Here is a 20,122-nt window from a genome sequence, read left to right as displayed (position 1 = left end):
CTGATTGGCGCGCCATAAAAACAATCACGATCATCGAATATGCGTCAGAGCCAATATTGCAGGCCGAATGACATCTTCGCTGATGAGCGCTGCTTTTGGCCTAGATCACCAAGGCGTCGGGATGATCAGCGATGCCAACGGTTGCCACGCTCGCATCAAATGCGCCTCCCGGCCGCGCCGAAGGAGCGAACGTTCCGGGCGGAAGCGGGCCAAGCTCGAAAGGACCTGAATCGGGATGAGGCTGCAAGGTGGTTGAGAATTTCAGGGCGTCGGTGATCTTCCACGCGGCAAAATCTCTCGCTTCCGTCGATTCTGATATTCCGATCAGCACATGCGCCATATCGGCGCCGCTATGCATCCATGCGGATATTTCTGCTGAAGACACTGAGCGCTGGAGAAAAAAATGATAGAGCCCAATGATGTTGGCTTCGGTCAACGCGCTCGATCCGTGTAACTGTTTCCATTCCGCAGATCCCACGAACGCTTCGGCGAGTTCGCCTAAGCTCATTCCGTTCCTCAGCGCGTTAACATTGGTCCAATAGCCGGATTGAGGTCCGGTATCGAAATCTCCATTCGGGTCGGCAACGTCGGGAGCGCGTCCAAATGCTGCGATGTAAAGGCGCAGCACCGGATCAATATACTGCGCGGCCTCACCGGTATTGCCGATCTCCGTCCGGATATCCTCCGTCCGGCTCAGCGCAGACCATTGGATTTCCTCGTCGGCTGTCGCGTGGCGCGCGTAGAGGATAGTGTACCAATGGTCGATCAGTTGTTGCGAGACCATACTCATACGCAAACTCGCCTAGCGTTCACACGCCGTACAGTGAAATTAATACATCATTAACCAGATCGCGGCAACTGGATTCAACCTGTGGTTTGCGGCGCCCGGGGGCCGGCCCACCCCGCACGGCGCTCGATACAGGGACAATGTCGCCGGACGAGGCGATGGCATCCGCACAGGCGTTTGCTCGGGCCGAGCAGGACAAGCTGAAGCCCTGGGGACGGTCTCGCTTGGGGGGGCTTTAGGGGGTACGGGTGCGAGGCCGTCCGCGACGTCCGCGGAGACGAACGCCGCGTCGATTCAAACCGGCAACGGTGCCGTGGTTCCTTGTTGTGCAGCGCGTTTTGCTATCGCGTCGACCATCGGCCCGGTGAGTTTACCGCCGGCAGCCAGCAGGCGCTCCGCCTCTTCGCGCGCAGCCTGCGGTAGCACCGGCGATGCGAGCTTGAAAAGCACCGAACGCGGCAGGAAACGGACCAGGTCGACTCGGTCCCCATAGAGATTGGCCGCGCGGATGTAGTGGGACGCACCGCCGTTGGTCCAGATGCCGTGCTTGTGCGCCACGTGCGCGATGCCGGAATTCTGATGCGGGCCCTTATGTTGCCGGAGCACCAAGCCGATCTCAATCGCCTTGATAGCGCTGCCCGGCCTTCGTTCCGCGTGCTTGACCTTGCGCCTGTCGATCTTGGGTTTCGGCGGGTCGAATACCGGCGCGAGCCACGCCAGCAGCATGCCGGCAATGGCGGAGCGGGCCTTCTCTCCGGTCGGCTTGAGGGGCTTGGCTAATGCGACCAGATCGCGGATGGAGATCGTGTCGAAGATATCGAACCACAACGATGCGCGCTCCGGCCAGGAAGGATGCGCGCGCACGCTCGCGGAGACTGCTAGGATAGCTTGCTCGACTAGGGCGCCGGCATTGCCCTGCGTCTCGGTGAATGTCTTGAGGACTGTGACCAGGTGATCCTGGCCGTATTGGTCGAGGAGCCTCTGGAGCGTCGGGCCGCACTTGGTACGATTGTCGCCGGCCGGCTGCTGCTGAGGGATCATCTCGACACCAAAGGCTTCCAGAAGGCCCTTAAGCGCGTCAGTTGGTCTACGCGCTGCCATCTGCCCCGAGGCGGGAACGGCACCAGCGCGGCTTCTGAACGGCTTGCAGCTAAGTCCATCGAGATTCCCCGGTAGCGTTAATTCGTTGGTCTACCTAGACCCCTCCGGCTTCTTGCGAGAGGCTGCCCTCATGAAGGGCCGTCGCACAGAAACCCATCACAATCTGCTCTCGCTGGCGCCGCTATTGCCCCGGGCAGAGATGTGGCACGTCCGCGAAGTCATTCTGCCGCGCCGGTCGATCACCGGCGCTTTCGTCAGAGGCAAGATCCTGCGCCGTTATGACGGGCACCGGTGGATCTATAAGCCCTTCGAGCGCTCCACTGACTGAGGTCACGGCATCACCCGAATTCGCATGCTGCCCTTCACCAACCTGGCCCGATCTTCCTTGTTCGCGTTAAGCACACAAGCGCCGAGATCGGAGCCGTTGCGAAGGTCGCCGCGAATGGCGCGATCGATCACATCGGACTGCTTGTCCTTCTCGAACTGAGCCTGATCTGCGACGGCCAGCGCGATGAACCCCCGAGCCATCGTGTCGGCGCGAAACAGATCGACGTCGAGCAATTGCGTCATCGCTTCGGTGATTAGCCCGTGCGCCAGGTGCGTGCGATCAAAACCCAACGCCTTGACCTGCTCAGCAACAACGCCAGCGAGATGATGCGCGTCGAGGAAAAGACCAAACGGGTCGACCTCATCAGCCGCTCCAGTCATTTCCGCACCTTAAGCTGACGGCGCATACTATCGATCTGCTCGAGCCACGCACGCCATTGTCGTTCGATCGGGTTCATTTGCCGCTCCGCAACTTCTAAGCCTTTCGGACTATTCACCTGAGTGTGATGTTCACCGGCCAAGCAACCGCCTTTTTCCTGATCGATGCGGTGGCTCGATTTGGGAGGACAAAATGAAGCGGTTCGAAGAATTGATCTTCATCCTGATCGGGCTCATTTTAATTGCGAGCACAGTAGCCATCTTGTTCTCAGAGTATCACGCAACGTAATCACGCCTTTCGTGCCTTCGCTTGGGCGGCGCGACGCTCGGCGCGCGACAGTCGAACAACCGACGCCGTCAGCGAACCGGTTGACGCCGCCCGCTGTGGCTGCATGCGGGCGGCTCGCCAGGCGGGCCAGTCAACCGGCTCAGGCATCATCACCCCGCCGATTTCATCGTCGTAGCGCTCGAAGATGCGCGTGGTGCAACCGTCCTTGGTGATCTGGGTGATCTAGCCGAAGCCGCCGACGCCGCGAGAGCCATTCTTTGGATCCGCAACCGCGCGCTGCGCTCTGAGCAGAAACGAGGCTAGTGTCCTGAGGCAGAAGTTCGCAGCATCGCGTCGTGCTGTGCCGGGGCATTGTAACGGCAGAAGCGCTCGATAGAAGCAAGGATGTCGTCGGCTGAATTGGTCCACCGGAACGGCTTGGGATCAGCGTTGTGTCGTTCGATGAACGAGGCGATGTCCGAACTGAGGGCGGCTACGCTGCGATAGACGCCGCGCCTGATCTTCTTGTCGGTAAGAAGCGCGAAGAAGCGCTCGACCTGATTGAGCCATGACGAACTGGTCGGGGTCAGGTGCACATGCCATCGCGGCCGTTTGGCCAGCCATTTCCGGATCAGCGGGGTCTTGTGAGTGGCGTAGTTATCCATGACGAGATCGACGTCGAGTTGGCTGGGCACGGCGGCCTCGATCTCGTCCAAGAACTTGCGGAACTCGGCGGCGCGGTGCCGTAACACTTGCCGATAACCCGTCCGGTCGCAATGTCGAGGGCGGCGAACAGCGATGTGGTGCCGTGTCTTTTGTAATCGTGGCTCCTTCGGGCCGGCTGACCGGGACGCATCGGCAACATCGGCTGACTGCGGTCCAGCGCCTAGATTTGAGACTTTTCGTCTACACACAGAACGATGGCGTGTGCCGGCGGCGAGACGTAAAGGCCGACAACGTCGCGCACTTTGGCCACGAAGTTCGGATGTTCGGATCGGTCGAGAGCTTGATGGGTGCGGCTGGAGCCCGAAGGCCCGCCAGATACGTTGCACAGTCGACACCGACAGGCCGCTGACCTTTGCCATACCGCGGGAACTCTAATGAGTGGCGTTCTCGGGGCAGCTTTCCAGCGTCCTCACGATCACTGCTTCGATGCGACCATCGTCAATGCTGCGCGGTGCCCCCGAGCGCGGCTCATCGTGCAGCCCGGCCACGCGCTGCTTCACAAAGCGCCGCCGCCATTTGCCTACCGTCCCGCGCTCCAGGCCCAGCTTGGCTGCCACTTCCTTATTCTGACCGCCTTCTGCACAGGTCAGCACGATCCGGGCTCTGAGAGCCAGCGCCTGCGCCGTCTTTCGCCGCGTTGTCAGCGACTGAAGTTCAGCGCGCTCATCATCGCTCAAAGGGCGCAAGTCGCTCCGCCGCCATCAGATCCTCCGTCGCTGTCGTGCAGCCTCCAGTCTGCCACAGCGGCGCGAATCTAAAGCGAACCTACGATTGCGAACTTGTGACTCGGGACACTCGATCTTCGTAACTCTTAATCTGGTTAAGATCGTAGATCGGGCCTCCGAAACCCTCGATCCATGCCGGGTCTCCGGGCGGAGGCTGACAAAGGAGTTGGTCGCCCTCGAGCTCTTGCACAGTGTGCCCATCGGGCTGGATCACTTCGGCGCCACCGCCATCCTGCTCGAGGTCCGCGGCGTACTCGCTAATCACCGTGCCGAGCCGCATTTGCTGCTTGCTGTCCGACCAAGCGCCGAACAGCACCCGCCCTGGCGGCTGCGTAGAGATGCCTTCGAAATTCGCCTCAGCTATTTGCAGGAGTTTCAGCAGCGCGATCAAACAGGTCGTCGGTGCTAATGGCAAAATGAGCAAAGATTGATGCGATCGGCGCCGACTATGCAGAGCCGCCCGTTTGAGAAACGAAACCGGAAAAGTGGAGGCAATAGATCAACCTTGGGCGCGACCTGCAATAACCGTCCCTCTGAGGAGTAGTTCGCCCCGTCGCTGATTACGATGATCTGATCACGCCGCTTGACGATGTTCAGCGCTGTTTGTTTTCGTTCGCGGGTCGCTTCAGCTGGCTTGTCAGTGCGAAGTTTGCGCCGGCGGCAGGCCTGCGTAACCGCTCTATAGAACTCTGGTTATTCTGGTTACTCTGATTACTCCTCTAATGAATAACCGGAGTAATCGGAATAATCGGGGTTCTTTTAGCGGAGGATTAGGATCGGAATGTCTGTGAGGAGAGGGCGGTGATCTTGCCTCTAGGAAGGGCTGGCGTAGCCCGTCATGTATTTGAAGACTTGGCCCGTGTTCGCTAAGGGGCGCTGTCAAATAATGCGCTACGGCCAGCGGCTGAACGTTTGATTAAGAAGACTCGGCTAATCTGCCATTTATTTGCCGGAGCATTGCCGTGCGAATTTCAGCCGAGCATGCGGACCTGCGCCGCAAAATGAACGAGTTTCAAAAGTATATTGAGGATCAAGAACTTCTGCTTCCCGTGCTTGAGCGGGACGGTCACAACGTCGAGGCCGAAAGAGCTAAACTAAAAATCGAAAGAGCAAAGCTCGCGCGACTGATCGCGCAAGAGCTTGATTTTATCACGAAAGAGGCGGTTTAGCCGCTCTCCGCTGGTTGCCGTCCAAGGAGGAATCTAGATGTGGAGACCACAATAGCCCAAGTAATCGAGCTATTTTCCACAGCGAACCGGGCCGATGTCCGCCGCCGCGCAGCGCGCCGGCTCAAAGCTATTTCTAGTTCATTATCGTTCTTGGACTTGTCCGGTTTGCAAACGCAGGACGATGCCCGTCGAGCGTTATGCGTCCTCGAACTCGCTGGCCAGTTCGTGCACTCTGTATTGGCTGTGCTTCGCGAGGACGACGCCGGGGACGAATTAATCCGAAAAGGCGAAGAACTGATCGCGTCAGTTGACCTTGCCCGCAGATTGCTGAGCGCCGATACTGCAGGCCAACAGGACGGAACGGGCGTTAAGGTTGTCGACCGAAACCTGCCGCTATCTCAGTTAACTTCGCGTCAGAATCGATCCTGATCAGTAGGCCAACGCCCGGCTAGCGGAACGGAGCGCTTCTTAAAGGCGTTGAACGTCTGCTTCGTGCAGCGCTAACACGGCCCGTAGTACGTTTGAGGACTTGGCCGGTGTTTGGTCAGTGGCCCTGTCTAATCGCTCCTGCCGGCCCGCCTACGGTCTGCAGGGGCTCGCCGGGAGCGCGATCCAACGGTTGGTGCGCCTTGGCAAGGCCGGTGGCGTAAGGTGGCGCGTCGTTGCTTGCCGTCTGGAAGATGACCTTTTCCATGGTGACTGCTGACGCAATTACTATGACGGTCAACAGGGCGAATGCGAATACTGCCAATGTGGTCCTATGGCGCTCCATCGAAAAACCTCCGCCATGAAAATGATCGCAGTAACCGTACCGTAACGCGCCCAGCCAGGGCAGAGTTTCATTGGCTGTGCCGCATGTCCCGCTGTGGCTTGGTACGGTCGTTGTCAGGTAGACCCTGGCTAGCAGCACGCAGCTCGCGGTGTAACCGCTCTACATCTAAGTCGTGGACTGCTGTCGCCTCCTTGAGCGCTTCTAATACCTTGCAGGCATCGGCTGCACTGCGCCCGCGCTCACAGAGGTTTGCAACCAACGCCTCTTGGCGGACGACAAGGCGCCTGCCTTCGGCGGCGTGCCGTTCGGCTTGCGCGAGGTGTTGTTGGATCAGGGCTGCGTCCATGACCGATAACACTATGCCCGGAGGTTAGTTCTGTGCAGCCAAAGGCCGCGTGTTGCAGGTGCGCCAAGATGTTTACCGCCCCGCAGCCCTGTTTGCTCGTTACGTAAACCGTGTGGACAGAGTCGCGTATATTGAGGCCGCGATATGCACGCTAGCATGCTTTAGGGGCCCTAGTTCTTAACGGAAATCAATAACTTGATTGCGGTCTTCGATGGGCGGTGTTGTAGGGAAGCTACAGCAATCAGAGTGCGAACCGATTAGAATCAACTCAAGGTGGGGCGTAGCGTCGTTGCTCGAACTCGTTCTTGGGAGACTACTTCATGAAAAAGCTTTTGATTGCCGCGGCTGGAATGATGGCCGTGGGTCTATCCGTTCCTGCGTCGGCGGCTGATCTGGCGGCTCGCCCGTATACCAAGGCACCGCCTATGGTAGCTCCGATTTACGACTGGACCGGTTTTTACATCGGTGCCAACGGCGGTTGGGGTCAAAGCCACAGTTGCGTGGATTTCGTTACCGCTGCGGGAACGTTCGCGAGCGGCTGCGGTGATCGCTCCGGGGGCGTTGCCGGTGGACAGATTGGATATCGCTGGCAAACCAATCAGTTTGTGTTCGGGTTGGAAGCTCAGGGCGATTGGGCCGACCTCAAGAACACGCGCGTGAGCCTGTTCGATCCAACGCTCTCAACCACGGCAAAGACTGACGCAATTGGTCTCTTCACCGGCCAACTGGGTTGGGCTTGGAATTCGGCGCTGCTCTATGTGAAAGGCGGTGCGGCGGTGACCAGCAATCGCTTGACCATATTCGACAACACCACCGGCATCGGTCTGGTCTCGGCAGATAGCACGCGGTGGGGCGGTACCTTGGGCGTTGGTTTTGAGTATGGCTTTACTCCTAATTGGTCGATCGGTGCTGAATACGACCACCTGTGGATGGGGCACGCAAATAACTCCTTCGCCGTGGTCGATCCTCGTCTAGCGGCGGTACTCAACGACCGGGTCAGCCAAGACGTGGATATGGTCACCGTCCGCTTGAACTATCGCTTCGGTGGCTACGGCGCCCCGGTCGCGGCGAGATACTGATCGTTCAATCTGCGCAAACGAAGCCCCGGCTCGCCGGGGCTTTTTCTTTGACAAGTCACGGGCGCTCAAACGATATGATTGCCATAGTTGCGAGCGTTGAGGATCGCTAGTGTGATAAAGGCGAATGTGAAAACCAGATTATGGTTGACATGATCTTCCCCCAAAAAGTGGACGGGTTTAAGCAGCTTTTAGCTTCATCTGGATCGGAGGGATGTATCCGATGGCGGAATGGAGCCTGGTTCAATTGTAGAAGCCCCCGATGAAGGCGAAGATATCGCGCTGAGCCTCGGCACGGGTTTCGTACTGGCGATGATGGACGAGCTCGGTCTTGAGGGTGTGGAAGAAGCTCTCCATCGGGGCGTTGTCGTAGCAGTCGGCCTTCCGGCTCATCGATGCGGTGATGCCGGTGGCGGCAAGGGCTTCGCGATATTCGTGTGAGGCATACCTCTCGCCGCGATCGGAATGATGGATCAATCCGGCGCCCGGCCGCTGCTGGCGGATCGCCATCGACAGCGCGGAGGAGACGAGTTCGACCCGCATGTGGTCGCGCATCGCCCAACCGGCGATCTTGCGGCTGAAGAGGTCCATGACGGCGGCCAGGTATAACCAGCCCTCGGCGGTCGGGATGTAGGTGATATCGGCAAGCCAGACCCGGTTGGGGGCTGTGGCGGTGAAGTCGCGCGCGATCAGGTTCGGCGCGATCGGCAGATCCTGGCGGCTGTCGGTGGTGCGGATTCGGCGTGGCGGCGCCATGATCGCCCGAATGCCGTGCCGATGCATCAGCCGCTCGATCCGGCCGCGGCTGGCGCCACGTCCCTGCGTGCGCAGGACAGCGTGGACCCGGGGATTCTTCAGAGGGCAATGGGAGGAGAAGAGAGGGAAGAGGGAGGAATCGCATGTTACTTTCTTTCCTCGCAAGTCGACCGCTCCGGGGTCATCCGCGTTGCTCGGAATAGAACACGCGATGTCCGCTCGCATCGATAGCTGATCTCCTGAGCTTTTAGCTGAGCGTCTCCATCACCTGCGTCATCGGAGCCTGCGCCCGGTTCTTGACCTTCAACCAATGCGCACACCGTCCCGCCCGGTAAGCCCGATCTCGCCGCTTCGACCGGGTCTGCTCATAGCTAGTTTGCGACGCAGCATCGAATCAAACCGTTCCGCCAGCAACCAAGCGCGAGGCACAGCGATTGAACACGGCTACCCACCTTATGGAGCCGAACTATGCGCATCCTAGTACCAGCAACCGCTCTGTTCCTCTCCTCCAGCGTCATACCGACGGTTGTGTTTGCTCAACAGTCGTTGATTACACCAAGCACCAGCCCCCAAGCCGCTCCCGTACAGCCGGATCGTACGCCTCGGCAGTCAGACCAGGCGCGCGACCGGGACGGACAACGCGCCGAAGATACTCGCGTTAATCAAGACTGGACCACCCAACAGGGCGACCAGGATCGCATGGGTATGGATCGCATGCGTCAAAAGCACATGGGGCGAATGATGGAAGATATGGGCCATTGCACCACCGGTCGAAACTGCCGAATGCAGCGTGACGACGGGGATATGGACCGCCGCTCCCGATATTCCGATGAGGATCTTCCGCACCGTCGGGTGAAGATTTGCTTTGAGTACGACAACGGGGACGAGTTCTGTCGGTACCGCGACTAAGGGCGACGCACCCAAATGCAAAAGAGGCCGACGGCCGGGGCTCAACGGGCGAGGCGGCGCAGTAGTGGCGTGACTTCGATGCCAACTGCGGCGACGAGGACGGCGCGCTCGACGAGGCGCGTTTGACCGCAAGTTTGGGGAGCTGGGCGAACGGCCGTGCTCAAGCGCCCGGCGCTTGCCATATCCTCGAGCCGTAGTTCCGATTTTTCATGATCTGGTTTTTATGATCTGGCAAGGCTCGCTCTGGAAGCCGCGATCAGGAACGATGCCGACGTCGCCGAACTGTTCGATCAGGCGCGCTGCAGGATAGTTGTGCGAGGTCTTGGGCAAGATGGCTGCGCATGCGCGCGTAGGAAAGCCGCCAAAAGTCGGACAACTCGGCGCGGTCTGACGGCGGGCAGACCGGCAAAACGCACCGGTGACTCGGCTGAGTCATGGCGCGCGCAGTCGGGCAGGACCGAGTCAAACATGGTCTGAAGGTGTTCAGCCTCGAGAACCCACGATGGGGGGGCGGATTAAATTTGAAAAGAACCCCATGCAAAGCGGATTGGCCAGTAATTTAACACTTAAGCGCTCAGGCGCGAACTGACCCGATCGAACAAGAAAAAAGGGCCGCCGGCGGCGTCGACGGCCCTTTGTCGGTGTGGTGGGGGACGCAGAGTTGGGGGCACGCTTTTCACCACACCGCCAAAATGTACTTCAAACGGGAACCGGGGGACCGGCGTCCTTGATCAGCTCGGCGCGCTGCGCTGGTTCGGGAAGCTTGGTAACCTCGCTCATGAGCAACTGGAGCAAGATGCTGCGCTTGTCCGGGTGCGTTTCGGTCTTCAGTAACGTCCTGAAGTGACGGATGTTCTGGGTGGTGACGAAGTACTCTATCGCATTAGTCATTCGAGGCTCTCGTTCCGACGATTATGCGGGGCCGGGCGCCGAACATCGCGCAGCGTCCGCCGTCGTTCTCATGCTCACGGATTTCAGCTTTTCAACGCGAAATCCCGCGAGAAATTTAGCCGGCGAGGAACGGGCCGGTAACTGGGACGAACGCGAGCTAGTAGATCTACGAGGTTCGCCGCCCCCGAAAAGCGGAAATTGTGCCAACAACAGCCGCCTTCCGCTTGATCCCGATCAATCCAGCATTGTTCGACGCTGCTATCCGGTTCTATCTGGGAGGAGCCGCTCTTGCCTGGCGAAGCCGTCATCCATGTCGTGGAAGATGACCTGCCGATGCGGGAGTCTCTGCTCGAACTGCTCAATGATGCTGGCTACGCGGTTCGCGCCTACGCTAGGGCTGAGGAACTGCTTGCGCGAGGCGACGATCTTGAGCCGGGTTGCATCGTAAGCGACGTCCGAATGCCCGGCATCGATGGCCTGACGCTGCTCAAGCGACTGCGGTCCGCAGGCGCCGCGTTGCCGCTGATGCTGATCACCGGCCACGGCGACGTCACGATGGCTGTGGCGGCCATGAAGATGGGAGCCGTGGATTTTCTGGAGAAGCCGTTCGAGGCCGATGTCCTGTTGGCCGCGATCGAGGCTGCCTTGCGCCGTCGAATGAGCGAGATCGGAGCGGCCGATGTCGAAATCGCCCGGCGCGCGCTGCAAACACTGACCTCCCGCGAGACCGAAGTGTTCGAAGGGCTTGTGACGGGCAAGTCGAACAAGGAGATCGCAATTGCACTCGGCATCAGCCCGCGCACCGTGGAATTCCACCGTGCTCATATCATGGAAAAGACATCGGCGAAGGGGTTGGCTGATTTGGTCCGTGTTTGGCTCTCAGGCAACGTTTCACAATCGATCAAATGAGCAAAGACGCGGTCCCAGACTCCGCGGTTGAGGGGCGCAATGACAACCTTGCGGCACCTGAAGGGACGCTCGGCGCGGACATAGGGCTCATCAACCTCCAGCCGACGCGCAGGCAGAACTGGACCGCGCTTGCAGCCGTCGCGGCTCTCGCGATCGCCGTTGCGGCGGTAGCTCCATTTGCGGCAACGCCGCTGCCTCGCTTTGCCGCGTTCATTCCATTCTTAAATGCAACGATATTGGTCACCGACCTGATCACCGCGATCTTGCTGTTCGGCCACTTCTCAATTTCGCGCCTGCGCGGACTCTTGGTCCTGTCGGGGGGATATCTCTTCACGGCGCTCATCGTCATCCCCCATGCGCTCACATTTCCTGGTGCGTTCTCGGAAACGGGTCTTCTCGGTGCGGGTCTGCAAACGACTGCTTGGCTCTATATCTTCTGGCATCTCGGTTTTCCGATCTCTCTCGGAATATACGCATGCTTGAAAGACGAGCCATACGGGGTACAAGGCTCGATGTCGTCGGCGATCGGGTGGTGCGTCGCGCTCATCGTTAGTCTCGTGTTGGCGCTGGTATGGGCGGCGGTCGTCTGGGATCGCTATCTGCCGCGCCTGTTCCTCAGCGCATCGGGTCTCACGCCGCTGGGCACATACATTCCTTTCTTCGACCTGATCATATGTGCACTTGCGCTTGCCTGTTTATGGGGGCACCGCCGCTCGGTACTCGACCTCTGGCTGATGGTCGTAGCCTGCGCCTTGATAGGCGAGCTGGCCCTTACCGTCGTCCGCTTCAGTCTCGGATTCTATGTGAGCCGGATTCTGTCGCTCGCAACGTCAACGATCGTTCTCGTCATTCTGCTGACGGAGACGACGGGATCGTACACCCGCCTCGCTCGCGCGAATCTGATGCTCCGACGCGAGCGCGAAAACAAGCTGATGAACCTGGAGGCCGTGGTTGCTTCGATCTCTCATGAAGTGAAGCAGCCGCTGGCCACGATCGTGATGCGCGGAAGCACGGCGTTGCGGTTTCTCGGGCACAGCCCGCCGGATCTCGGAAAGGCCCGATCCGCGCTCAACAACATCGTCAGTGAGGGTCATCGCGCGAGCCAGATATTCGACAATATTCGCGACTTGTTCAGGGCACACAATCAGGAGCTGAAGCCCATCGATGTGAACGACATGGCGTTGCGCGTCCTCGACACCATGCAGGGCGAGTTGATGGAGCGCCGGATCGAAACGCGAGCCGAGTTGATGCCGGGTCTGCCGGTCGTCTGGGGCCATCGCGGACAACTACAAGAAGTCATTCTCAACCTGATTCGCAATGCGATTGAGGCCATGGATGCAGTTGGCAGCGGTCGTGTGCTGCGACTGACCACTGAAAAGCGGCCGAACGACGGGATCAGCATCAAGGTCATCGACTCTGGCCCCGGCATCAGTCCGGAGAAACTGGACACGATCTTCGATGCGTTCGTCACTAGTAAAGCTCAGGGAATGGGGTTGGGACTAGCTATCTGCCGCTTGATTGTCGAACGCCACGGAGGACAACTTCTGGCATTTTCCAACCTGGGCAGCGGTGCGCAGTTCGAGATCAATTTGCCGATCATGCGTCCTGATGCCGCCGCGAATTGAGCGGTAGCCGAAAAACCCCCTCTCGTCCGAGGCGGCCCCAGTCGAGCCACGGAACCTCGTAGAACTACCCTCGTAAACCTACGAGCTCGCAATCGACCGAGCTACGGAAGATGGATCGGCGTGCCATGTTGGCCGCATACTTGAAGTGATTATCGGTGCAATCGCTTTTGCGGTCGCATCGAAACAACAGGGCCGCCGATTTCACTTTCGGCGGCCCGCCTTTAAGCCGGTGCAGTTCGCTTTCGTGGTCGACAACACCGAAACGGAGAGATTCGGGCTCATCAATTGGAGAACTCACCCGACATGTTGGATGTAGCGACGGATCCCTCTCCAAACACGTCTCAAACCGATTCGACGTCTTGCGCCGTCGCCAAGCGGCTGGGAGCGATCAGTGGGGTAGTATCCTCGCTCGACGTCACAGGGATAAGAAGCCGTGAGGATGCGACCCGCGCCCTATATGTCCTAGAGCTTGCGAATAAATGCATCCGTGTCATTTTGCGCGAGGTCCACGGCACCTTTGCGAAGAACGCATTGATCGACCAATCGGACCGTCTGCTCGACCTGATTGATGTGGCGCGGAGCAAGCTCGTAAGTTTGCGCCTAGTTTGACCGGTATTTCACCGCTTTGCCGTTGACCACTACCTCTTTGAGCGACTTTGGCATCATGCACTACAGAGCAAGTCCAGACGCCTGCAAGGAATTGTTCCTGCCGAGACTGATGCGGGCAAAGCATCACGGCCCGCATCAGGTTCAGACTTGCCATATCCTTCATGAAGCAGATTGTCGAACTCAACCTCAGCAAGCCAGCCATCGGAGAGTTCAATCGTGTTGTAGACATGGGCTGCTGGCAGTACCGCGTGGCAGATTACGTCAGGCCTTGCAGAGGAAAATGATATCAAGTTTGACATGTTTACGTCCATCGCGGACAAGCTTTGCTTGCAAATGAAGAGGCGGTCGTTGACTCAAATCAGAGACAACAGGAACGGTTGCCCGCTTGGCGTTTGAGATCATGATGGTCTAAGGAGTAGATTGACACCTCGGATGCGACTTACCGTCGCTGCGACATTGCAATTCAAATGGTCTCTGTGTAGATTTTCTCTATTACCAATACTCGCCTTGATCAATTTGGTGCGGGTTAAACTCGCAAGCGGGGCGACACTTTAGTTGCTTGTGGTGGCAAACTGCGCAGCTTCTCTGTCGCGCGCTGGATAATGCCGTACTTTTTAAAGAGGCCGCTAAACTGGCGGCTCATTATTTCATTCCGAAATCCACCCTAGCATTGCGCATCGTTGTTGATCCGCAACGCGCTGAGTATTGGCATCATGTCATCTAAAACAAGCAAGATCGCGCTGCTTATCGACGGTGCAAATCTCTACGCGACGTCGAAGGCCCTTGGGTTCGATATAGACTACAAGCGACTTTTGCAGGAGTTCATGCGCCATGGGACGCTTCTCCGTGCGTTCTACTACACTGCGGTCATCGAGGACGAGGAGTTCTCGTCGATCCGCCCATTGATCGATTGGCTGGACTACAACGGCTACACGGTTGTCACTAAGGCGACCAAATCGTTCATCGACTCAGGTGGACGTCGCAAGATCAAGGGCAATATGGATATTGAACTTGCCGTTGATGCGCTGGAGCTTGCTCCCCACATCGACAGGATGGTGCTCTTCTCAGGCGATGGAGATTTCCGCTCACTCGTGGCTGCGATGCAGCGACATGGGGTGCACGTTACTGTAGTCTCAACGATTAACAGCCAGCCGCCAATGATTGCAGATGAACTGCGCAGACAAGCCGATGTTTTCACCGACATTGCCGAATTGCAGCCCGGCATCAGCCGCGATATCGGGGAGAGGGGGAGGCACGCTGACCGCAGGACGGCACTAACGTTGCCTGTTTCGCGCAACGAAAATGGAAGAAAAAGATTTCGTATAAGTGGCTGACTTGCTGAAGATTTTGGTGGCGCGCTGGGACTCGAACCCAAGACCCGTGGTTATAAGAAAAGTGGTCCGTGAGGGCGAAAGCCAAATGGCTGAGCTACTCGACCACGACCTGTACTCAGGTGTCCGTGTGCGCCTCAGCTTGACCGCCAGATTGCCCGATCAGCCAAATTGATCCGCCCCGCGGCCGTATTGAATGCAGGCAGCAGGGTGCAAGCCTCGTTTACCGGCGGAAAAATCTACGGTTGAGATGTCGCTGGGACGACCGTTGCAAACACCGTAGCTATTTTTCCGAGGTGCGAGGAAAGTCCAGTTGAATCAACGAGGTTGACAAGACACCCCTTCCGCCAGAACACAACAAAATCAATTACTTAAGTGGATGGACGCACAATCCAACGTGCACTCGCCAAGCGCCGTTGTGCGCGACGTAGGTTTGAGCTGATGCACGTCGAGCGCGCCTTCACGCCTTCACCGCCTGGGCGACCGAAGAAGAGCAGGGCGCATTGCGGTTCGGTTGCGACCGTTAGGCTTCGAATGGCCACCATGCACACTGCGGTCACGGCGCCGGTGCGGCCGCTTGAGGGTCTTGGCTGGCGCCGGTTGTCGGCGGGCGTTCATTCGTGTGGGGAACACGCGCGGCTTAGCTTTTATTAACCATACTTCGTTACGCTCCCTTAATCCGAACGGGAGGGCCGCATGCTTCAATCCCTTGTCTTGATCTTGGCTACGTTCGCGAGCTTCGAAGCGCTCTTTCTCTTTACAGCAGAAAAGCTGAAGGTCGATCTCTAAGGCCGCCTCGATCGATCTTCTGTTTGATCGTCGGGAGCCGCTGAACTGAGTGCAACCGCGACGCCGATCGCGCACGCCGCCTATCCCAATCGATCAAAGATCTGTCCAGGCACTGCAGTGCCTCTCAAACGTCCCAGGAAATAGCAGGCCGGATCGATGCCGCTGGCTCGGCCGCCATCTGGCTTGATCTGGGTCAAGCCTGCTGCGTGAGGTTGGTCTCTCCTTGAGGAGGCAACGCTCACGCAGACAGGGGCCTCGCCTTGAAAACGATTCGCCAGTTTCTCTTCGCTGATGACGTGATCCAGCTCGTGATCCGGCTTGCATTGCTCGGACTGCTGGTCGTGTGGACCTTCCTGATCATCAAGCCGTTCGTGCCGATCCTGACCTGGAGCGCGGTTCTGGCGGTGGCGTTTTATCCCGCCTTCAGCTGGCTCGCGAAGCGTCTCGGCGGTCGTCCCCGAACCGCGGCAACCATTCTCGGCCTGATCATGCTCGGCATTGTAATCGGTCCGGCGGCGTGGCTGGGCGTCAGCGCCATCGAGGGGATCAGGGACATCGCAAGCCAGATCGGCACCGGCGATCTCGCGCTTCAGGCCGCACCGGAGCAAATCAGGAGCTGGCCGTTGATCGGTCCGCAGCTGTTCGATCTCTGGACCCTGGCTTACACCAATGTCCGCGCGCTGCTGCGCGAAGTGGCACCGTATCTGAAGCCGCTCGCCGGAACCATGCTGTCTTTCGCCGGCAGCGCCGGGATCGGCACGCTGCAGTTCCTGCTGTCGGTACTGGTCGCCGGATTTCTGTTTCCATACGGGCCGCAACTCGCCGGCGCGATCCGAAGCTTCCTGCGTCGGATCGTGCCGGAGCAGAGCGAGCACTTCATGGAGCTCAGCGGTGCGACCATCCGCGCCGTGTCGCAAGGCGTAATCGGGGTTGCGATCATTCAGGCGCTGCTGGCCGGCATCGGCTTCAAGCTCGCCGCCATTCCGAGCGCGGGCTTGCTCGCCATCATCGTTCTGCTCCTGTCGATCGTGCAGATCGGTGCGGCCATTGTCCTCATTCCCGTCGTGATCTGGATCTGGATGGCCAAGGATGTGACCGTGGCGCTCCCGCTGACGGTGTTCTTCATCGTCGTGGGACTTCTCGACAACATCTTGAAGCCGATGGTCATGGGCAGGGGATTGACCACGCCGACGCTCGTGATCCTGATCGGGGTGATCGGCGGAACGCTCGCGCACGGGATCATCGGGCTTTTCATCGGGCCGATCATCCTGGCGGTGGCCTGGGAGCTCACGGCGGCCTGGATCCGCATCGAGCGGCTTACGCCGGCGCGGGACGTTACTGCTGACCGTTGACTCAAATCAACGTCGACGACCGCAGCCCCTCTTGAATGGAGGTCCGGCCCCCGGGGGGCGCGATGCCGGACAGCGCGGGCTGTCGGGCAGGCTCTGCGATTGAGGTCTGGTCGACCCTTATGCTGTTGCAATTGACGGTCGGCGCGCTGATCAGCGCGATCAATATCGGCATCCACGCGCTGGTCACCGTCGTCGCCATCGCAATTGCTCGCAGCGCGGGTCTTCGAACGGTTGAGCGGCCGAGATTGCACCTGATGGGGGTGATGGTTGCGACAGCAGCGGTCCTGCAAGTCGCGCATGCGCTAGAAGTCCTGGTATGGGCTTGGACCTATGGCATCATCCAGGCCGTGGCCGCTCCCGAAAGCGACCTCGTCTATTTCGCCTTCGTCAACTACACGACGCTTGGCTATGGCGACATCACGCCGGTGCGCGATTGGCGGCTGATCGGGCCGCTGACCGCGATGAACGGCGTGCTGCTGTTCGGCTGGTCAGCCGCGATCCTGTTCGAGGTCTTGCGCAAGACGCTCGACCACGTTGGATTGATCAACGACCAGTAGTAGGCTTCCTGTCAGATCAAGCTGGCAGCTCGAGGCTTGCAAGCTGGTGCCGGTCCACCAACACGATCTGGCGCTGCGTGTTGCCGATAAAGCCGATGATGCCGAGCTCGTGCAATCGCGACAAGGCGCGTGAAACGGTCTCCAGCGTCAGCCCGAGATAGTCGGCGATATCGCGCCTCGACATCGGCAGGGCCATGACACCGGCCGCGGTCAGCCGCTTGTCCATCTCGAGCAGGAACGCCGCAACGCGCTCCAGCGAGGTCTTGCGCCCGAGCAGCAGCATATGGTCTTCCGCGTGCTGGAGATTGTTCGTGGTCATGCTGAGCAGGTTCCTGGCGACGACGGCGTCGTTCTCGGCGACCAGTTCGAGGCTCTGCCGCTTGACGAGACGTACTGTGGTGTCGACGATCGCCTCCGCCGTGAACCGGTGCTCGCTGCCATTCTCCAGGCCGAAGATATCGCCCGCGAGATGAAAGGCGCCGATCTGCCTGCGACCATCCGACAGCAGCTTATAGCTCCGCACCGCCCCAGACTTGATCTGATAAACATATTCGGCGGGTTCTTTCTCGCCGTAGACTTCAGTACCTTTCCTGTATGAAAATTCGCTCAGACTGACCATCGTCGTCGAAGAGCTGGTCATGCCGAGGTCGCGGAGCGAATTGGGGCGCGGTGCGGAATCCGTGGTGATGCGAACGAACATAGGCCAACTCCTCAGCTCGACGCCGAATTGGTCTGTCAGATGGAAATCTCCCGGCAGGAAATGCGCCCGCGCTGTCCCACTCCCGCTCCAGTTGATTTACGACTAACGCGGTATTCCCATCCATTGTCCTAAGGTTCATTGTACCTAGGGGCACAATGAACCTTTGTTGCGCGGATTGAGAAGCCTTTTGCTGCCGTTGGAAGAGTGTCGTGTGGATTCACATATTTTGATTTTCGTTCAATTTGCCGAATATCGTTTCGGTCTTCATCGCCATCATTGAACTTTGCGATAGGTGAAGAGTGCCCGGCCTGATCCATGTGGTCGATGACGACGCATCGTTCCGGACGGCGATCGCACGCCGGCTGAAGCTCGCCGGCTATGACGTCGCGACCTATGCGTCGGCGCAGGAGCTGCTGGACGCCGCGCCAGGTGACGATCAGCCCGGCTGCATTCTGCTCGACGTGCTGATACCGGGACTGAGCGGCCCCGAATTGCAGAGCCGGCTGGTTGCGTCGGGCTCGACGTTGCCGATCATTTTCCTGACCGGGCATGCCGATACGCCGACGACCGTGCGGACAATCAAGGCCGGGGCGGAAGATTTTCTGACCAAGCCGGTCTCGTCGGAGTTGCTGCTTGACGCGATCGAACGTGCGCTGGTGCGGCAGGACACCGTGCGGAGCCAACGGGGCAGGCTGGACGTGTTCCGCGCGCACCTCGCCAGGCTGACCCAGCGTGAACGGCAGGTGTTTGATCTCATTGTCCGCGGCAAGATCAACAAGCAGATCGCATACGAGTTGGGGACGACCGAGCGAACAGTGAAAGCTCACCGCCACCAGGTGATGGAGAAGATGCAAGTTCATTCGCTGGCAGAGCTTGTCTCGATCGCGGAGCGGCTCGGAATGCTCGATGCCAACGGCAGTTAGGTTTCCATCGTCGGGATGATGGTTTGCCGCAATGGCACTGCCCCAAGGTACAATATGAAAATTCACGCGGCAATGCTGCCGTGCAGGCGTCGCGCTGCAAATAGCGCTGGCCTGAAAGGTCGCTCCCTTGCCGTCCTGCGACACGGTTTTCGTCGTCGATGACGACCTCTCGATGCGGACCAGCTTGAGCAGGCTGCTTCGCGCGCACGGGTTCGCTGCAACGCTGTTCGACTCGGCGAACGCCTTGCTCGAACGAGGCAAGTTCGACGAGGCGCTCTGCATCGTGCTCGACATCAATCTTGACGGAAAATCGGGCATCGAGCTGCGGCGCCGACTGGCAGGGCAGGGGGTCGTTGCGCCTGTTATCTACATCACCGGCAACGACAATGCGGCAAATCGTGCTGCCGCGATTGCATCAGGATGCGTTGCATACCTGACAAAGCCATTCTCGGCGCAATTGCTGATCGCCTCGGTCGTACGTGCATCGGCCGCCTGACTTGCCGGAAGGACTCATTCGTCGACATATTGCTCCAGTATCTTGGCTGGCGCGCCCTTGTGAACCGCCGCGAAATTCGCCAGCGGCACCGACGTCGTCGTCGCCAACAGGCTTGAATCGACGACCTGGAGCACCAGGGCCTGTCCCGCGTCCATCTCCTTGATGATCCTCGGCGGCGCGACATCGGCCGCGATACACGTGTTGGTCAAACACCAGCTATAGGGCACGCGCACGGGCTTGCCCTGATCGACGGTTAGTGTTGCCGGCTGCTGAAGATACATGCCGACAGGGACGAAGAGTTGCAGCCGGGCGGCCGAGCTGTCTTCTCGCTCGATCAGGTCGATGCGGACGGCCATCTGGCCGGTCGGGAATTTTCCGGTGATCGACGTCCGGCACAGGGTCGGGGCGCCTCCGGCCTTGAAGCAGAGCTTCTGCCAATCGCCATAGGCAATGTCCTTGGCCTCCCGCTGACCGCGAGCGGTGACTTCAGCGGGCTTTTCGGTATCTGCCTTCTTCGGCGCCGAGTTGGCCGAAGACATCGCGGCGCCGGCGACAATCAGAGCCAGAAAGGCTGTCAGATGGTCACGAACATTGGTCATG

19 protein-coding genes and 2 pseudogenes are annotated in these 20,122 nt (G+C 59.1%); 11 read left to right on the top strand and 10 right to left on the bottom strand.

All coding sequences use genetic code 11. The features are described from left to right. Positions 1-100: 100 nt before the first annotated feature. Both Q0687_RS25855 and Q0687_RS25850 read right to left on the bottom strand, forming a co-directional pair. Complete coding sequence (locus Q0687_RS25855; RefSeq protein ID WP_298883250.1) at positions 101-790, bottom strand: DUF4214 domain-containing protein; 690 nt, start codon at positions 788-790, stop codon at positions 101-103. A gap of 291 nt (positions 791-1,081) precedes the next feature. Then, positions 1,082-1,888, bottom strand: a complete 807-nt coding sequence (locus Q0687_RS25850) for a hypothetical protein (RefSeq protein WP_298883247.1) — start codon at positions 1,886-1,888, stop codon at positions 1,082-1,084. Positions 1,889-2,018: 130 nt separating this feature from the next. Between Q0687_RS25850 and Q0687_RS25845 the strand changes: the two genes are divergently transcribed. Then, a complete protein-coding gene (locus Q0687_RS25845) occupies positions 2,019-2,216 on the top strand; it encodes a hypothetical protein (RefSeq protein WP_298883245.1) in 198 nt (65 codons plus the stop codon). A 2-nt stretch (positions 2,217-2,218) separates the two neighbouring features. Here the strand turns inward: Q0687_RS25845 and Q0687_RS25840 are convergent, their stop codons facing one another. The 3 genes and pseudogenes from Q0687_RS25840 to Q0687_RS25830 all read right to left on the bottom strand — a co-directional run bounded on the left by Q0687_RS25840 (position 2,219) and on the right by Q0687_RS25830 (position 4,703). Further along, a complete protein-coding gene (locus Q0687_RS25840) occupies positions 2,219-2,596 on the bottom strand; it encodes a hypothetical protein (RefSeq protein ID WP_298883244.1) in 378 nt (125 codons plus the stop codon). 585 nt (positions 2,597-3,181) lie between these two features. After that, positions 3,182-4,273 (bottom strand): annotated as a pseudogene (locus Q0687_RS25835) (IS630 family transposase). Positions 4,274-4,352: 79 nt separating this feature from the next. Further along, a complete protein-coding gene (locus Q0687_RS25830; RefSeq protein WP_298883242.1) occupies positions 4,353-4,703 on the bottom strand; it encodes a hypothetical protein in 351 nt (116 codons plus the stop codon). A gap of 571 nt (positions 4,704-5,274) precedes the next feature. On the opposite strand from Q0687_RS25830, the gene Q0687_RS25825 reads away from it, so the two are divergent. From Q0687_RS25825 to Q0687_RS25815, 3 genes are all read left to right on the top strand, one after another. Next, positions 5,275-5,481, top strand: a complete 207-nt coding sequence (locus Q0687_RS25825; protein WP_298883237.1) for a hypothetical protein — start codon at positions 5,275-5,277, stop codon at positions 5,479-5,481. A gap of 39 nt (positions 5,482-5,520) precedes the next feature. Further along, the gene (locus tag Q0687_RS25820; protein ID WP_298883233.1) at positions 5,521-5,910 is read left to right on the top strand and encodes a hypothetical protein; all 390 of its coding nucleotides are present in this window, start codon (positions 5,521-5,523) and stop codon (positions 5,908-5,910) included. Positions 5,911-6,919: 1,009 nt separating this feature from the next. Next, positions 6,920-7,678: an outer membrane beta-barrel protein gene (locus Q0687_RS25815; RefSeq protein WP_298883230.1), complete on the top strand. Its 759-nt coding sequence runs from the start codon at positions 6,920-6,922 to the stop codon at positions 7,676-7,678. A 177-nt stretch (positions 7,679-7,855) separates the two neighbouring features. On the opposite strand, the pseudogene Q0687_RS25810 reads toward Q0687_RS25815, so the two are convergent. The 3 genes and pseudogenes from Q0687_RS25810 to Q0687_RS25800 form a co-directional block, all read right to left on the bottom strand. Further along, positions 7,856-8,524: pseudogene (locus Q0687_RS25810) on the bottom strand (IS3 family transposase); the annotation flags it as partial. Positions 8,525-9,040: 516 nt separating this feature from the next. Beyond that, on the bottom strand, positions 9,041-9,190 hold the full coding sequence (locus tag Q0687_RS25805; protein ID WP_298883228.1) for a hypothetical protein: 150 nt from the start codon (positions 9,188-9,190) through the stop codon (positions 9,041-9,043). 849 nt (positions 9,191-10,039) lie between these two features. Beyond that, complete coding sequence (locus tag Q0687_RS25800; RefSeq protein WP_298883226.1) at positions 10,040-10,231, bottom strand: hypothetical protein; 192 nt, start codon at positions 10,229-10,231, stop codon at positions 10,040-10,042. A gap of 288 nt (positions 10,232-10,519) precedes the next feature. Between Q0687_RS25800 and Q0687_RS25795 the strand changes: the two genes are divergently transcribed. From Q0687_RS25795 to Q0687_RS25775, 5 genes are all read left to right on the top strand, one after another. Then, a complete protein-coding gene (locus Q0687_RS25795; RefSeq protein ID WP_298883223.1) occupies positions 10,520-11,140 on the top strand; it encodes a response regulator in 621 nt (206 codons plus the stop codon). Further along, on the top strand, positions 11,137-12,765 hold the full coding sequence (locus tag Q0687_RS25790; protein ID WP_298883221.1) for an ATP-binding protein: 1,629 nt from the start codon (positions 11,137-11,139) through the stop codon (positions 12,763-12,765). Before Q0687_RS25795 ends, Q0687_RS25790 begins: the two co-directional genes overlap by 4 nt. Positions 12,766-14,087: 1,322 nt before the next feature. Then, complete coding sequence (locus tag Q0687_RS25785; RefSeq protein ID WP_298883259.1) at positions 14,088-14,708, top strand: NYN domain-containing protein; 621 nt, start codon at positions 14,088-14,090, stop codon at positions 14,706-14,708. A gap of 1,046 nt (positions 14,709-15,754) precedes the next feature. Next, a complete protein-coding gene (locus Q0687_RS25780) occupies positions 15,755-16,846 on the top strand; it encodes an AI-2E family transporter (RefSeq protein ID WP_298883218.1) in 1,092 nt (363 codons plus the stop codon). 119 nt (positions 16,847-16,965) lie between these two features. After that, a complete protein-coding gene (locus Q0687_RS25775; RefSeq protein ID WP_298883215.1) occupies positions 16,966-17,403 on the top strand; it encodes a potassium channel family protein in 438 nt (145 codons plus the stop codon). 16 nt (positions 17,404-17,419) lie between these two features. On the opposite strand, the gene Q0687_RS25770 is transcribed toward Q0687_RS25775, so the two are convergent. After that, positions 17,420-18,103 (bottom strand): helix-turn-helix domain-containing protein, encoded by a 684-nt coding sequence (locus tag Q0687_RS25770; protein ID WP_298883212.1) that lies wholly within the window; start codon positions 18,101-18,103, stop codon positions 17,420-17,422. Between the two features lie 299 nt (positions 18,104-18,402). Here Q0687_RS25770 and Q0687_RS25765 point away from each other — a divergent pair, with 299 nt between their 5' ends. Together Q0687_RS25765 and Q0687_RS25760 are read left to right on the top strand one after the other, a co-directional pair. Next, positions 18,403-19,026: a response regulator gene (locus Q0687_RS25765; protein ID WP_298883210.1), complete on the top strand. Its 624-nt coding sequence runs from the start codon at positions 18,403-18,405 to the stop codon at positions 19,024-19,026. Positions 19,027-19,153: 127 nt separating this feature from the next. Beyond that, complete coding sequence (locus Q0687_RS25760; protein WP_298883208.1) at positions 19,154-19,522, top strand: response regulator; 369 nt, start codon at positions 19,154-19,156, stop codon at positions 19,520-19,522. A gap of 14 nt (positions 19,523-19,536) precedes the next feature. Here Q0687_RS25760 and Q0687_RS25755 read toward each other — a convergent pair whose 3' ends face one another. After that, positions 19,537-20,121 carry an invasion associated locus B family protein gene (locus Q0687_RS25755; RefSeq protein WP_298883205.1) on the bottom strand — a complete coding sequence of 195 codons (585 nt, stop codon included), beginning with the start codon at positions 20,119-20,121 and terminating at the stop codon, positions 19,537-19,539. Position 20,122: the final 1 nt, after the last annotated feature.

It is taken from the genome of uncultured Bradyrhizobium sp., assembly GCF_936928535.1.
In the GTDB taxonomy this organism is placed as follows: Bacteria; Pseudomonadota; Alphaproteobacteria; order Rhizobiales; family Xanthobacteraceae; genus Bradyrhizobium.
The sequence above is the reverse complement of the archived record's forward strand: the minus strand, read 5'-3'. Positions and strand labels throughout refer to the sequence as shown.